Annotated in this window: 13 protein-coding genes; 6 read left to right on the forward strand and 7 right to left on the reverse strand. The window is 64.8% G+C overall.

Annotated elements, in window-relative coordinates; genetic code table 11:
- The first annotated feature begins 50 nt into the window (after positions 1-50).
- The gene (locus tag BraRD5C2_RS14365; protein WP_223969339.1) at positions 51-1,013 is read left to right on the forward strand and encodes a D-2-hydroxyacid dehydrogenase family protein; all 963 of its coding nucleotides are present in this window, start codon (positions 51-53) and stop codon (positions 1,011-1,013) included.
- Positions 1,014-1,088: 75 nt separating this feature from the next.
- Here BraRD5C2_RS14365 and BraRD5C2_RS14370 read toward each other — a convergent pair whose 3' ends face one another.
- Positions 1,089-2,324, reverse strand: coding sequence for a L,D-transpeptidase (locus BraRD5C2_RS14370; protein WP_223969341.1), 1,236 nt, complete (start codon positions 2,322-2,324; stop codon positions 1,089-1,091).
- 328 nt (positions 2,325-2,652) lie between these two features.
- Between BraRD5C2_RS14370 and BraRD5C2_RS14375 the strand changes: the two genes are divergently transcribed.
- The gene (locus tag BraRD5C2_RS14375) at positions 2,653-3,492 is read left to right on the forward strand and encodes a hypothetical protein (protein WP_223969342.1); all 840 of its coding nucleotides are present in this window, start codon (positions 2,653-2,655) and stop codon (positions 3,490-3,492) included.
- A 9-nt stretch (positions 3,493-3,501) separates the two neighbouring features.
- Here the strand turns inward: BraRD5C2_RS14375 and sseA are convergent, their stop codons facing one another.
- From sseA to BraRD5C2_RS14390, 3 genes are all read right to left on the reverse strand, one after another.
- On the reverse strand, positions 3,502-4,359 hold the full coding sequence (gene sseA / locus BraRD5C2_RS14380) for a 3-mercaptopyruvate sulfurtransferase (RefSeq protein WP_223969344.1): 858 nt from the start codon (positions 4,357-4,359) through the stop codon (positions 3,502-3,504).
- Between the two features lie 167 nt (positions 4,360-4,526).
- Positions 4,527-4,940, reverse strand: a complete 414-nt coding sequence (locus BraRD5C2_RS14385; RefSeq protein WP_016847778.1) for a rhodanese-like domain-containing protein — start codon at positions 4,938-4,940, stop codon at positions 4,527-4,529.
- A 121-nt stretch (positions 4,941-5,061) separates the two neighbouring features.
- The gene (locus tag BraRD5C2_RS14390; protein ID WP_166216842.1) at positions 5,062-6,237 is read right to left on the reverse strand and encodes a vWA domain-containing protein; all 1,176 of its coding nucleotides are present in this window, start codon (positions 6,235-6,237) and stop codon (positions 5,062-5,064) included.
- A 167-nt stretch (positions 6,238-6,404) separates the two neighbouring features.
- On the opposite strand from BraRD5C2_RS14390, the gene BraRD5C2_RS14395 reads away from it, so the two are divergent.
- From BraRD5C2_RS14395 to BraRD5C2_RS14410, 4 genes are all read left to right on the forward strand, one after another.
- The gene (locus BraRD5C2_RS14395) at positions 6,405-8,318 is read left to right on the forward strand and encodes a diguanylate cyclase (RefSeq protein WP_223969346.1); all 1,914 of its coding nucleotides are present in this window, start codon (positions 6,405-6,407) and stop codon (positions 8,316-8,318) included.
- A 114-nt stretch (positions 8,319-8,432) separates the two neighbouring features.
- Entirely contained in the window at positions 8,433-8,678 is a 246-nt protein-coding gene (locus tag BraRD5C2_RS14400; RefSeq protein ID WP_223969348.1) for a GlsB/YeaQ/YmgE family stress response membrane protein, read from the forward strand.
- Between the two features lie 105 nt (positions 8,679-8,783).
- Positions 8,784-9,626, forward strand: a complete 843-nt coding sequence (locus BraRD5C2_RS14405) for an AAA family ATPase (RefSeq protein ID WP_223969350.1) — start codon at positions 8,784-8,786, stop codon at positions 9,624-9,626.
- Between the two features lie 72 nt (positions 9,627-9,698).
- Positions 9,699-11,201 carry a flavin-containing monooxygenase gene (locus tag BraRD5C2_RS14410; protein WP_223969352.1) on the forward strand — a complete coding sequence of 501 codons (1,503 nt, stop codon included), beginning with the start codon at positions 9,699-9,701 and terminating at the stop codon, positions 11,199-11,201.
- A gap of 257 nt (positions 11,202-11,458) precedes the next feature.
- On the opposite strand, the gene BraRD5C2_RS14415 is transcribed toward BraRD5C2_RS14410, so the two are convergent.
- From BraRD5C2_RS14415 to BraRD5C2_RS14425, 3 genes are all read right to left on the reverse strand, one after another.
- A complete protein-coding gene (locus BraRD5C2_RS14415; protein ID WP_223969353.1) occupies positions 11,459-13,102 on the reverse strand; it encodes a GMC family oxidoreductase in 1,644 nt (547 codons plus the stop codon).
- 28 nt (positions 13,103-13,130) lie between these two features.
- Positions 13,131-13,724 carry a GNAT family N-acetyltransferase gene (locus BraRD5C2_RS14420; RefSeq protein WP_223969356.1) on the reverse strand — a complete coding sequence of 198 codons (594 nt, stop codon included), beginning with the start codon at positions 13,722-13,724 and terminating at the stop codon, positions 13,131-13,133.
- A 107-nt stretch (positions 13,725-13,831) separates the two neighbouring features.
- Complete coding sequence (locus BraRD5C2_RS14425; RefSeq protein ID WP_223969358.1) at positions 13,832-14,758, reverse strand: SMP-30/gluconolactonase/LRE family protein; 927 nt, start codon at positions 14,756-14,758, stop codon at positions 13,832-13,834.
- Positions 14,759-14,913: the final 155 nt, after the last annotated feature.

Raw genomic sequence — 14,913 nt, forward strand, 5'->3', positions numbered from 1 at the left:
CCCCGACGGTTGATTTTCCGCCGTCGCCTCACCCTGAATGGACCTTTCCGATGACGCGGCTCCGCTGTGCAATCCTCGACGACTATTTCGACATCGCGCTTTCGCTGGCCGACTGGCCGGCGATCACGGATCGCGTCGAGGTCACCGTGTTCGACCAACCGTTCGCGAGCGAGGCGAAGGCAGCGGCCAAGCTGAAGGATTTCGAGATCATCTGCGCGATGCGCGAGCGCACGCCGTTCCCGCGCAGCCTGCTCGACGCGCTGCCGAAGCTGAAGCTCATGATCACGTCGGGCATGCGCAACGCGGCAATCGACATGGAGGCCGCCAAGGAGCGCAACGTGGTGCTGTGCGGCACGCAGTATAGCCGCGATCCCACCGCGCCCCTGACCATGGGCTTGATCCTCGAATTGACCCGCGGCATCGGCCGCGAGAATGCGCGGATGCACGCCGGCGAGGCGTGGCAGAGTTTTGCCGGCACCGAGATCGAGGGCAAGACGCTCGGTGTCATCGGCCTCGGCAAGCTCGGCAGCAAGGTCGCCGGCATGGCCAAGGCGTTCGGCATGAACGTGATCGCCTGGAGCCCCAACCTGACGCCGGAGAAATGCGAGGAGGCCGGCGTCGGCTACGCCAGCAAGGACGAGCTGTTCGCGACATCAGACATCATCACCATCCATGTCGTGCTGAGCCCGCGCTCGCGCGGACTGGTCGGCGCCGCCGATCTCGCCCGCATGAAACCGTCTGCCTATCTCGTTAACACCGCGCGCGGGCCGATCGTCGACGAAGACGCCCTGCTTACGGCGCTGCGCGACAAGAAGATCGCCGGCGCCGGCATCGACGTGTTCTCGGTCGAGCCGCTGCCATCAGATCACCCGCTTCGCAAGCTCGACAATGTCGTGATCACGCCGCATCTCGGCTATGCGACGCGCGAGAGCTTGCAGACGCACTATCAGCAGATGGTCGCGTGCATCGACGCCTTCACCAAAGGCAGCGAGCCGCCGCGGCGGCTGGCCTGAGATCGGACATCGATCGGCAAACAAAAAAGGCGCGCTGTTCGCGCGCCTTTTTCAATGATGAGTTTGCCGGTTGGCCTAGCGCACCGTGACCGGCGCGGGCAGCGGCTGGACCGAGGTCGGCTGCGTGCCGGGCAGCGGCGCAGCCTGAGCGGGGGCCATCGGGTTGGGCGGCGGCGCGGCGGACGCCGTCGTCGTGCCCGGGGCGGCGCCGCCGGGCAGCACAACCACACGGGTGCCGACCTTGGCGCGCTCGAACAGGTCCGAGACGTCCTCGTTCAGCATGCCGATGCAACCCGACGAGACGAACTTGCCGATGGTCGACGGCTGGTTGGTGCCGTGAATACGGTACACGGTCGAGCCGAGATACATCGCGCGGGCGCCGAGCGGGTTGCCGGGTCCGCCGGCCATGAAGCGCGGCAGATAGGGCTGGCGTTCGATCATCTCCGTCGGCGGATGCCAATCCGGCCACTCGGCCTTGCGGGTGATCTTCTGCACCCCGGTCCAGGTGAAGCCGTCGCGGCCGACGCGGACGCCATAACGGATCGCCCGGCCATTGCCCAGGATGTAATAGAGATAGGTATTCGGCGTATCGACAACGATCGTGCCGGCCGGTTCCTTGGTCGCGAACGCCACTTCCTGGCGCCGCAGATTCGGGGCCAGTTGCGCCGGGCCGTCTTCCGGTTGCTCGTCCGCCGGCAGCGACGCGATCTGCAGCGGCTTGCCATTGGCATCGACCGGCGCCTGCTGCTGCGGCACGGCTCCGGTCACGCCCTCGGGCGGACGCATGCCGCCGCGGTCGTCGCCATAGGACACGCCGGCTGCCGGAACGCCATTGTCGCGATTGGCTTGCTGCGCGCCCGGACGATCGCCGTAGATCACCGGCGGCGGCCCCATCGGCCGGCCATAGCGCGGATCATCGGGCGACATCACCGGACCGGTCGGCGCACCGCGCTCGGAGTAGACCGGCTGGGAATTCATCGGACGGCCGTAGCGCGGATCGTCCGGCGACATCACGGGACCGGCGGGCGCACCACGATCGGAATAGACCGGTGCATTCGTCGGGCGGCCATAGCGCGGGTCATCCGGCGACATCACCGGGCCGGGCGGCGGCAGCGCGGCCGAATTGCGCGGCGCATCTTCATCGTCGAGCGAGTCGAAATCCGGCATGTTGCCCTGCGAGTAGGGCTGCGGCGCTGCCGAATAGGCCGGGCCCTGGGGAACCGGATACCCCTGCTGCGCATGCGCAAGCGAGGTTCCCGCCACGCCGAGAGCCGCGGCAGCGCAAATCGTCAGAATGCGGTTGATCATCATTGCTCTGTTATAGTCCCCAAGCCACACCGGACTGTTAACGGCCCAATGCAGGAAGATAGCGGCGCATTCAAGACAAATCCGCGAAACCCGGGCCATTTCGGGCATTTGTGATTTGCCGTCAACGCTGCGGCAAAGATGTCTCATGGGTCGGGAATGATTGTCCACCTGCCCAAAGTCATCAATCACCCGCATTTTGTAACAAACAGTCTCCGGGGGTTGCGATATCTTCGAATCGGCCTGATTCGCGTTCGCGACGCCGGCTCTCTTGTGTGGTCACCGCGTTCCCTCGACATCAAAGACCCTCCCGCAGAAGGGGGAACCCGCGCCCATGCTCCCCGGCCTTCGTTTCCTGTTCGCCGCGATCGTGCTGGCGACGTCGCTTCTGGTGTTCGGGTTAGGGGCAGCCGCGCTGTTTCGCGCGGCGCATGAGGAATTCGCCAGCATTCCCGCCCGCCGGGCCCCGCCCGAGCCGCAATTTGCGCAGCAGCCCGAAACGCCGCCGGTGCTCGCCATGGTGCGGGTCGAGCCATCAGCCGCAGACAGGGCGGCGGCCGACAGCCCAGCGCCCTCGACGCCGTCCGAGCCGGTTGCCGCCTCCGAGCCGGCCGCTCCTGCCGAAGCCTCTCCTCCAGCCGAGCCGGCGAAGCTCGCCGCCGTGACGGCGGATGACGCACCGCCTGCTCCGCAGAAGCTGGAAGCCCAGACGGTCGAAACTCCTGCGCCAGCGCAGTCGGCCGAAGTTGCTCCGCAACCTCCGGCCGCAGATCCGTCGCCTGCATCGCAGCCCGCGCCGGTTTCCACGGAAGCGGCACCGGCGCCAGCCGAGGCCAAGGTCGCCGCCGTGGTCGATCCGCCTGCCACACCCAGCGAACCCACGCCCGCCGCAGCGGCGCCAGCGATGGCTGGGCCGGAGCCAGCACCGCCGTCACCCGAGGCCATCGCAGCCGCCAGCAGGATCGCAACGCTGGGTGGACCCGAAGTTGTCGTCGAAGCGCCGGCCGCGCCGAAGGCCACGGAAGCGAAGAAGCCGGAGCGCAACGCGACCAGCAAGCCGGCACATCGCAAGGAGCGCCGGCGGATCGTCCGCGCACCACCGGTGCGGCAGGCCGTTCAGCAGCAGCTCGATCCGTTCGGCAACCCGACCCTGGTGCCGCTCACGCGGCGTTGATCCCGCAGCTTAAGCCGGACCCGTCGCGATCGGCGGGCCGCTCGCCTGTCCCCATTCCGACCACGAGCCGTCATAGAGCGCGCTCTCGGTGACACCGAGCCGGTAGAGCGCGAGCGTCAGCACGCCGGCCGAGACGCCGGAGCCGCAGCTCGTGACGATCGGCGCGTCGAGCTTGACGCCGGCGCTGCTGAACGACTTGCGCAGATCGTCGAGCGGCTTCATCTCGCCGGTCACGGCATCGAACAATTGGCCGTAGGGCACGTTGCGGGCGCCCGGGATGTGGCCCGCACGAATGCCCGGCCGCGGCTCCGGCGCGCGGCCCTCGAAGCGTTCGGCGGCACGCGCATCGATCACCTGCTCGGCATGGCTTTCGACATTGGCGATCATCTGCTCGATGCTGCGCACGCGCTTCGGATCGTAGCTCGCCTTGAAGGTCGCAGGCTTCGCCTTCACCTCGCCGCTCTCGACTGCCCTGCCCTCGGCGCGCCACTTCTTCAGACCGCCGTTGAGAATGCGCACATTGCGATGGCCATAGGACAGGAACATCCACCAGGCGCGCGGCGCGGCAACCCAGCCGCCGGAATCATAGATCACGACGGTGTCGGCATTGCCGACGCCGAGCCCGCCGATGTCGCGGCCGAACTGCTCGGCGCTCGGAAACATGTGCGGCAGCGGATTGGAATGATCGGACACCGCGTCGACGTCGAAGAACACCGCACCGGGCAGATGCACGGCGAGATAGTCGTCCTTCGGCAGCGGCAGCACGCCGGGCAGCTTGAAGGTCGCGTCGAGCACCTTGACGTTGGCGTCGCCGAGATGCGCAGCCAGCCATTCGGTCGAAACGAGCGGATCGTCGGTGGTGGTCATCTTGCCTGTCTCTCCATCGTCATTGCCGGACTTGATCCGGCAATCCATCTTGCTTCGAAACGATGGACACGCGGGTCCCGGCTACGCAAAAGGCTTCGCCGGGCTCTCCGTGAAGTGGCCGCCGAAACTTCTTAGCGAAGGCGGCAAGCCCGCGTGTGACATCTTGCTCAGCCCTTCTTCTTCGGCTCCCACGCCTCGATCGGACCGCCGGCCTCGCGCCACGCAGCGAAGCCGCCGCCCATATGAGCGACCGGCTTCAGGCCCATGTCCTTCGCGGTCTTGGCGGCGAGCGCCGAGCGCAGACCGCCGGCGCAGTGGAAGATGAACTTCTTGTCTTCCTGGAAGATCGGCTTGGCGTAGGGGCTGTTCGGATCGATCCAGAACTCGAGCATGCCGCGGGTGCAGGAGAACGCGCCGGGGATCTTGCCGTCGCGCTCGATCTCGCGCGGGTCGCGGATGTCGACGATGACGACGTCGTTCTTTCCGATCAGCGTGATCGCATCGGCCGCGCTGATGGTCTCGATCTCGGCATTGGCCTCGTCGATCATCACCTTGATGCCGCGGTGGATGTTCTGGGGCATGGGGCTCTCCCTTTGTCTTTATCTTTTGCCACCGTCATTCCGGACAGACGCGAAGCGGCTGATCCGGAATCTCGAGATTCCGGGTTCGATGCTTCGCATCGCCCCGGAATGACGGAATTGACTACCGCACCAGCTCCCGCATCGCGTGCTCCAGACCCTCGATCGTGATCGGATACATGCGCTCGGAGAACAGGCGGCGGATGATGGTGGTCGATTCCGAATAGTCCCAGTGCTTCTGCGCCACCGGATTGAGCCACACCGCATGCGGATAGGTGCGGGTGATGCGGTCGAGCCAGACCGAGCCGGCCTCTTCGTTGACATGCTCGACCGAGCCGCCGGGCACCATGATCTCGTAAGGCGACATCGAGGCGTCGCCGACGAACACCACCTTGTAGTCGTGCGGATACTTGTGCAGCACGTCCCAGGTCGGCGTGCGATCGGTGAAGCGCCGCTTGTTCTGCTTCCAGACGCCTTCATAGAGGCAGTTGTGGAAGTAGAAATATTCCATGTGCTTGAATTCGCTCTTGGCGGCCGAGAACAGTTCCTCGACCTGCTCGATATGCGAGTCCATCGAGCCGCCGATATCGAAGAACACCAGCACCTTGACCGCATTGCGCCGCTCAGGCCGCATGTGCACGTCGAGATAGCCGTGGTTGGCGGTCTCCTTGATCGTGGTGTCGAGGTCGAGCTCATCGGGCGCGCCGGTGCGCGCGAACTTGCGCAGCCGCCGCAGCGCGACCTTGATGTTGCGGATGCCGAGCTCGACATTGCCGTCGAGATCCTTGAACTCGCGCTTGTCCCACACCTTCACGGCGCGGTTGTTGCGGTTCTTCTCCTGGCCGATCCGCACGCCCTCGGGATTATAGCCGTGGGCGCCGAACGGCGAGGTGCCGGCGGTGCCGATCCACTTGCTGCCGCCCTGGTGACGGCCCTTCTGTTCCTCGAGCCGCTTCTTCAAGGTCTCCATGAGCTTGTCCCAGCCCATGGCCTCGATCTGCTTCTTCTCTTCCTCGGTGAGATACTTCTCCGCGAGCTTCTTCAGCCACTCCTCAGGGATCTCTGCCTTGCCCATGGCGTCGAGCAGGCTCTCGAGCCCCTTGAACACGGTGCCGAACACCCGGTCGAACTTGTCGAGATTGCGCTCGTCCTTCACCAGGGCGGCGCGCGACAAATAGTAGAAGTTCTCGACGGTCTGTTCGGCGAGATCGGCGTCAAGCGCTTCCATCAAGGTCAGATATTCCCGTAGCGTCACGGGGACCTGGGCGTCGCGCAGCGATGTGAAGAACTGCAGGAACATATTTACTTAAATCGCCCGCCCTGCCGGTGCCGTCAAGGGCCCCTGCCCCGGTTGCGGCTGCGGATCAGCCATTCACTTTCACTTAACCACCCCGGCCGGCTTCGGCTCCCGGGGGCGAAACGTGACGTTAAGGTGGGGCGTTGATCACTGGAGGTAGCGCGCCGCCCGTGGACCCGATCGACTTGCCCAACAGCCCTGCCAAGCTGCCGAAACTGTTCTCGCCGACGGCGATCGTCGCCGCCGTGGTGACGGCGATGAGCATATTCGTGCTGGGTCTGTTGATCTGGAAGGCGGTCGAGGCGCGCACCATGGCGCTCGCCCAGGGCGAACGCGACATCCGCAACCTCACCCATTCGCTGGCGGAACACGCCTCGCATTCGGTCCAGGCGATCGATGTCTCCATGAACGCCATGGTCGACCTGCTGAAATACCAGAAGCCGCGCGTCGACCGCTTCAACGCGGCCTTGCGCAAGACCGCGGACGCGCTGCCGCAGATCCGGGAAATCGGCGTGATCGATCCCGACGGCAACCGGATCTACTCGTCGGCCGCGGAACTGCCGGCCCACAACAATGCCGACCGCAGCTATTTCATCGGCCATCGCGACTCGCCGGATGCGACGCTGCATATCAGCGAGCCGTTGCAGTCGCGGCTGACCGGGCATCCGACCATCGTGCTGTCGCGGCGCGTCACCAGGGAAGACGGCAGCTTCGGCGGCGTGCTGTTCGCGACCATCGAAAGCAGCTACTTCGACAATTTCTACCAGGCCTTCGAATTCGGTCCGCACGCCGGAATTACCCTGCTCCGTCTCGACGGCATCGTTCTGGCGCATTGGCCGGCGGGCAAATGGAACAAGGAGGTATCTGCGGCCTTCAAGGCACAGATCGAGCAGGAGCGCACCGGCTACACCAAGACCACATCGCCGTTCGACGGACGCGTCAAATATCTCGGCTTCGAGCGCGCGTCCCAATATCCGATCGTGATCACCGTCGCGTTGCCGGAAGCCCAGGTGCTCGCCGCCTGGCATGAGGATCTGCGCAACGACCTGTTTGTCGCCGTGATCCTGATGGGGAGCGTCATCCTGTTCGCCATCCTGCTCGGCAAGGAGTTCGCCAAGCGGACCAGGGTCGCGCGGATGCTCAGGGAGCGCGAGGCGCGCTACCGGCTGCTCGCCGACAACATCGCCGACGTCGTGATCCTCCTGGACCGCGACGGCCGCTTCCTGTTCGTGTCGCAGTCGGTCGAGACCATCCTCGGCCGCAAGCCGGACGATCTGATCGGCAAATCCTGCTTCGAGTTCGTGCATCCCGATCACCTCGCCGACGTCGCCAGGGCGACGTCGGAATTGACCAACTGGACGACCACCAAGACCGTGGACTTCAAGACCTTCCGCGCCGACGGGACCGAGATCTGGGTCGAGATCAACTTCAAGCTCGCCGGGCTTGCGGAAGACCATCAGGCCATCGAGGTCGTCGGCGTACTGCGCGACGTGACCGAACGCCGCAAGATGGAGGATGAACTCAACGCGCTGAACATGCGCCTGTCGGAGCTTGCGACCACCGACGGCCTGACCGCGCTTGCCAACCGCCGCAGCTTCGACAGCGCGCTGCCGCGCGAGTTCCGCGACCGCGATCAGATCTCCCTCATCATGCTCGATATCGATCACTTCAAGGGTTTCAACGACACGCTGGGCCATCAGGCCGGTGACGAATGCCTGAAGCGCGTGGCCCGCGTGATCGCGGACGCCACCATCAACACCACGGCGCTCGCCGCGCGATACGGCGGTGAGGAGTTCGCGATCATCCTGCCCGGGATCGGCGAGCAGGACGCGCTGAAGGTCGCCGAAGCAATGCGCCTCACGGTGCGATCGCTGGCGATCGCCAATCCGCCAACGCGGCGCGGCGTGGTCTCGATCAGCCTCGGGATCGCCAGCCGGTCGGCTGCGACCGCCAACGAGAGCGAATTGCTCGGCCAGGCCGACCTTGCGCTCTACGAGGCGAAACGCTCGGGACGCGACCGCACGGTGCTCGCCTCGTCGCTCGCGGGTGACAATCATTCCGCAGGACGGAAACAGTACGCCTGACATACTATGCGCCCTGTGCCGTTCAGGGTACCGCTGCGCTGCGGAATCCACCCTAGACCGCCCGGCTTTTTCAATTACAATTGCGCCTGACAAGACATTGGGCAGGACGTTTGAATGGGCATCATTGCAGCACTGGTGATCGGTGCGATTGCCGGCTGGCTCGCTGGGCTGATCGTGCGCGGCGCGGGCTTCGGACTGATCGGCAACATGGTCGTCGGCATCATCGGCGCGCTGGTGGCGAGCTGGCTGCTGCCGCGCCTTGGCGTCGGCCTCGGCGGCAGCGCGATCCGCGACATCGTCAACGCGACGATCGGCGCTTGCATCGTGCTGGTGATCGTATCGATGATCAGACGAGCGTGATCGAAAAATTTGCATCTCCAACGGCCGCTGCGAGAGCGGTCGTTTCATGTTGAGGCCCAAGGTGAGACCCATGCGGCCAACGAACGAAACAAGGCAAACAGATAGATGAAATTCACGGGTACCAAGGACTACGTCGCCACCGATGACCTCAAGGTCGCCGTCAATGCCGCCATCGTGCTCGAGCGCCCGCTGCTGGTGAAGGGTGAGCCCGGCACCGGCAAGACCGTGCTGGCCGAGGAAGTCGCCAAGGCGATCGACGCGCCGCTTTTGACCTGGCACATCAAGTCGACCACCAAGGCGCAGCAGGGCCTCTACGAATACGACGCGGTGTCGCGGCTGCGCGACAGCCAGCTCGGTGACGCCCGCGTGTCCGACATCAAGAACTACATCAAGCGCGGCAAGCTGTGGGAGGCCTTCACCCACGAGAAGCGCCCGGTGCTCCTGATCGACGAGATCGACAAGGCCGACATCGAATTCCCTAACGACCTGCTGCTCGAGCTCGACCGCATGGAGTTCCACGTCTACGAGACCGGCGAGACCATCAAGGCAAAGCTGCGCCCGATCGTGATGATCACGTCGAACAACGAGAAGGAACTGCCGGACGCCTTCCTGCGCCGCTGCTTCTTCCACTACATCAAGTTCCCCGACGTCGACACCATGAACAAGATCGTCGACGTGCACTTCCCCGGCATCAAGAAGCGGCTGGTGGAAGAGGCGCTGCGGATCTTCTTCGAGGTCCGCGAGGTGCCGGGCCTGAAGAAGAAGCCCTCGACCTCCGAGCTGCTCGACTGGCTCAAGCTGCTGCTGAACGAGGACATCACGCCCGAGATGCTCAGGGAGCGCGACCCGCGCAAGCTGATCCCGCCGCTGCACGGCGCGCTGCTCAAGAACGAGCAGGACGTGCATCTGTTCGAGCGGCTGGCGTTCCTCAGCCGCCGCGAAGTCTAGTTCACGCAAACGCCGGGGCATTCGCTCCGGCGTTTTGCTGAGCCGCTCCAACCAAAAAGAAGACCAGGGAAGATGAACGTCCAGACCCAAATCCGCGCCGCCGAGCCCGTCACATCAGAGCATTTCGACGTCCTGATCGCAGGCGCCGGCATCTCCGGCGTCGGCGCTGCCTACCACCTCACCACGCAATGCCCGGGCACCAGCTTCGTGGTGCTCGAGACGCAGAAGACCTTCGGCGGCACCTGGTCGACGCACCGCTATCCCGGCATCCGCTCCGACAGCGATCTGCACACCTTCGGCTATCGCTTCAAGCCGTGGACCAGCGCGCCGATCGCGAGCGCGGCCGAGATCCTGAAATACATGGGCGAGGTGATCGACGAGAACGATCTCGCCCGCTACATCCGCTATCGCCACACCATTACCGCGGCGGAGTGGTCGAACGAGACCAATCTCTGGACCGTCGATGCTGTCCGCGTCGACACCGGCGAACAGCTGCGCTTTACCACCAACTTCTTCTGGATGTGCCAGGGCTACTACCGCCACGACGCGGGCTATACGCCCGAATGGACCGACATGGCGAAGTTCAAGGGCACGGTCGTACATCCGCAGACCTGGCCCGACGACCTCGACTACAAGGGCAAGCGCGTGGTCGTGATCGGCTCCGGCGCCACGGCTGCGACCCTGATCCCGGCGATGGCCAATGACGCCGGCCATGTCACCATGCTGCAGCGTTCGCCGACCTATTTCCGCACCGGCCGCAACGCGATCGAGATCGCCGAGGAGCTGCGCAGGCTGCAGGTCGACGAGCACTGGATCCACGAGATCACCCGCCGCAAGATCCTATTCGAGCAGGACGCCTTCACCAGGCGGACCTTCGCCGAGCCCGAGGGCGCCAAGAAGGACCTGCTGGCGGCGGTCGAGGCCGTCCTCGGCAAGGACTACGACATCGCCACCCACTTCACGCCGCGCTACCGACCGTGGCGGCAGCGCATCGCCTTCATTCCGGATGCCGACCTGTTCCACGCCATCAAGAGCGGCAAGGCCTCCGTCGTCACCGACGAGATCGAGCGCTTCACCGAGAAGGGCATCCTGCTCAAGTCCGGCAAGGAACTCGAGGCCGACATCATCATCACCGCGACCGGCTTCCACCTCTCCGCCAATGGCGGCATCGACTTCGCGATCGACGGCAAGCCGCTCGAGTTCAAGGACACCGTGACCTATCGCGGCATGATGTTCACCGGGGTGCCGAATCTCGTCTGGGTGTTCGGCTATTTCCGCGCCAGCTGGACCTTGCGCGTCGATCTGGTCGGCGACTTCGTCTGCCGCATGCTCAAGCACATGAAGGCCACCGGTGTGAACAAGGTGACGCCGGCGCTGCGCCCTGAAGACCACAACATGCCGCTGCTGCCGTGGATCGATCCGGAGAACTTCAATCCCGGCTACATGATGCGCGGCATGCACCTGCTGCCGAAGCGCGGCGACAAGCCGGAATGGCAGCACAACCAGGACTACTGGGCCGAGAAGGACGAATTCCCGGCGATCGACCTTGAGGACAAGGCGTTCGTCTACGGCTGAGCTCCCGATAGCAGTCCCGTCATCCTGAGGAGCGCGTAGCGCGTCTCGAAGGATGCACGGCCCCAGTCGGGCCGTTGTGCTTCGAGACGGCCGCTTCGCGGCCCCCTCAGCATGACGGTGTTAGACACAGCGCGCCGATCGAGAAGCATCGGCGCACCTCTGCCGTCATCGCGAGGAACGAAGCGACGAAGCAATCCATGCATCCGCAGGTGCGGAGAGATGGATTGCTTCGCTCCGCTCGCAATGACGAAATCGCCTCACGCATACTCCGGCAGCTTCGCAGCCACCTCTGGCTGCTTACCCCGGATCATGTCGGAGGCCTTGTCGGCGATCATCAAGGTCGAGGCGTTGAGATTGGCCGAGATCATCCGCGGCATGATCGAGGCGTCGATCACGCGCAGGCCCTCCATGCCATGGACCCGAAGCTGATCGTCGACCACGGCCCAGGGCGCGTCGGCCGGGCCCATCCGGCAGGTGCAGCCGGGATGGAAGGTGGTGGTGCCGCGCTGGGTCGCGGCCGCGAGCAGCTCCGCGTCGCTTGTAACCTTCGGACCCGGAAAGTCCTCATAGGCGAAATACGGCTTGAGCGGCTCGGAGGCGAGCAGCCGGCGCGCCAGCTTCATGCCGGCGACGACGACGCGGCGGTCGATCTCCTCGGCAAGATAGTTGGTCTGGATGATCGGCGGCGCGAACGGATCGGCGGAGCGGATGCGGACATAGCCGCGGCTCTCCGGCCGCTGCTGCCATGACGCCACCGTCATGCCCGGCTCGTCCTCGAGCTGGCCCTGCACGCCTTCCTTGTAGCTCGCCGGAGTGAAGGTGAGCTGTAAATCGGAGCTTTCGGTGGTCTCGCCGGAATGCCAGAAGCAGTAGACCATGGTCGGCGACAGCGACAACAGCCCGCGCCGCGTCGTCGCCCATTTGATCGCCTCGCCCCACAGGCTGAAGCCGCGGCGCATTTCGTTGATGGTCCTGATATTCTTGACCCGCGCCACCGAGCGCGGCGCGTAGTGATCCTGCAGGCCTTCACCGACACCCGGCAGCGCGTGGCGCACCTCGATGCCGTGCGACTGCAACAGCTCGGGCGAACCGACGCCGGAGAGCTGCAACAGCTGCGGCGAGTTATAGGCGCCGCCGGAGAGGATGACCTCCTTGGTGGCGCGGATCTCCAAGGGATCGCCGTGCTTGCCGCCGCGGTTGTAGCGCACGCCGACCGCGCGCTTGCCCTCGAAGATTATACCGGTGACATGGGCATGGGTGCGCACGTCGACATTCGGCCGCTTTCGCGCCGGATGCAGGAACGCGGTCGCTGCGCTGACCCGGCGCCCGTTCAGGATGGTGCGCTGGCAGTACGACACGCCCTCCTGGATCTGGCCGTTGTAGTCAGGATTGCGCGGAATCCCGAGGCTAACCGCGCCCGCCATGAAGGCCTCGCAGAGCGGGTCCTGCCAATCCATCGTGGTGACGGTGAGATTGCCGTCGCGGCCGCGATAGGTGTCGTCGCCCTCACCGATCCTTCGCTCCATGCGCCGGAAGTACGGCAGCACGTCGGGATAGCCCCAGCCGCGATTGCCGAGCTGCGCCCAGGTGTCGAAATCCTGGCGCTGGCCGCGGTTGTAGATGTGGCCGTTGATCGAGGACGAGCCGCCGAGCGTCTTGCCGCGCGGCGCGTAGATGCTGCGCCCGCCGGTGTAGGGACCCACCTCCTGCTGGTAGGCCCAGTTCACGCTCTTCATGTGGAAGGTCTTGATGAAGCCGGCCGGCAGATGGATGTAGGGATGCCAGTCGCTCGGCCCTGCCTCGAGCACGCACACCCGCGTGCCCGCATCTTCACTCAACCGGTTGGTCAGCACACTCCCGGCGGAGCCTGCGCCGATGATTACATAATCGAACGTTTCCATCGTCTCGTTTCTGGCGCCGACCGAAGTGTCAGCGCGGCTTTTCGTTGAGTTGATAGTTGAGATGCGCCTTCACCGTTGGCCATTCGCTGGCGATGATGCTGTAAACCACGGTGTCGCGCAACGTACCGTTGGGCGCGATCTGATGGCTGCGCAGGATGCCGTCCTGCTTGGCACCCAGACGCTCGATGCCGCGCCGGCTCTGGTGATTGAAGAAATGCGTGCGGAACTCGACCGCGATGCAATCGAGCTTCTCGAAGGCATGTTGCAGCAGCAGCAGTTTGCACTGCGTGTTGACCGCGCTGCGCTGCACACGCTTGGCGTACCAGGTCGAGCCGATCTCGACGCGGCGGTTCGGCGTGTCGACATTCATGTAGGTCGTCATGCCCGAGATCTTGCCGTCGGCGTCGAACACCGTGAACGGCAGCATCGATCCGGCCGCCTGCAAGCCGAGCCTGCGGTCGATCTCCTTGGCCATGTTCTCCGGCTGCGGAACGGCGGTGTACCAGAGGTTCGACAGACCGCCGTCCTTCACCGCTTCGACGAGACCGTCGCGATGATCATGCGAAAGTGGTTCGAGCCGCGCATGCGCGCCGCGAAGGGTGACCGGTTCAAGCCAGGGCATTGTGATTCCTTTCCGTCATTGCGAGGAGCGAAGCGACGAAGCAATCCATTCCGCCGTGTTCGTGGCTGCATGGATTGCTTCGCTTCGCTCGCAATGACGTTCTTACGTCACTTATTCAGAAAATTCAGCGGCAATCCCGGCCGCGACCAGTCCATCGCGATCAGCTCTCCCTTGCCGGACAGCGTGATGTAGGCGGTCTTCAGGTCGGGGCCACCGAACGCGATGTTGGTGGTGACGCGGTCGCCGGTCGGCACCTGCTCGACCAATGTGCCGTCGGGTGCGATCACCGAGATGCAGCCGGAGATCAGCGTCGCGACGCAGACATTGCCTGATGCTTCGACGGCGAGCGAGTCGAACATCTGGTAACCGCCGAGGCCCGCGATCGGCTTGCCGCGTTCGCCGCGATAGATCACGTCGCGCGGCTTGATGGTGCCTGGCTCGGACACCTCATAGGCCCACAGCCGTGCGGTCGGCGTCTCCGCGATGTAGACGGTCTTCTCATCCGGCGACAGGCCGATGCCGTTGGCCGGCAGGATGCCGTGCACGGCCTCGACGATCTCGTTCATGCCGGGCTTCAGGTAATAGAACGCACCGACATCCATCTCGCGGGCGCGGCGCTTGCCGAGATCGGAGAACCACAGGCCTCCGTGCTTGTCGAACACCAGATCGTTCGGCCCACGCAGCTCATGCTCGCCGCACTTCGTCACCACGGTCTCGATCTTGCCGGATTGCAGATCGACGCGCTGGATCGAGCCGCCGAGATAATCCTCGGGCTGCGGACCCGGCATGATCATGTTCTTGGTCGGGATCCAGGAGAAGCCGCCATTGTTGCAGATGTACATCTTGCCGTCGGGACCGAGGGCCGCGCCGTTCGGGCCGCCCGGCACCTTGGCGACGATCTCCTTGCGCCCGTCGGGATACACCCGGGTCAGCCGCTGGCCGCGGATTTCGACCAGCACGACCGAACCGTCGGGCATGACGACGGGACCCTCGGGAAATTCCAGATCGGTGGCGAGTACGCGGATATTGGCCATGGCATCCTCCCGGCTCATTTGCTGCAGGCGGATTTTCGAACGGTCCCGCACGCGCAACGTTGTTGTTTCATCCTGTTATGGCAAACGGGGTTTGGCTTGCCAAGCAATCCGGGGCGCAACGCTGCCCGGCGTTGAGGTGGGATGATGCCGCAGTA

This window comes from Bradyrhizobium sp. RD5-C2 (assembly GCF_019972155.1).
Classification (GTDB): Bacteria; Pseudomonadota; Alphaproteobacteria; order Rhizobiales; family Xanthobacteraceae; genus Bradyrhizobium.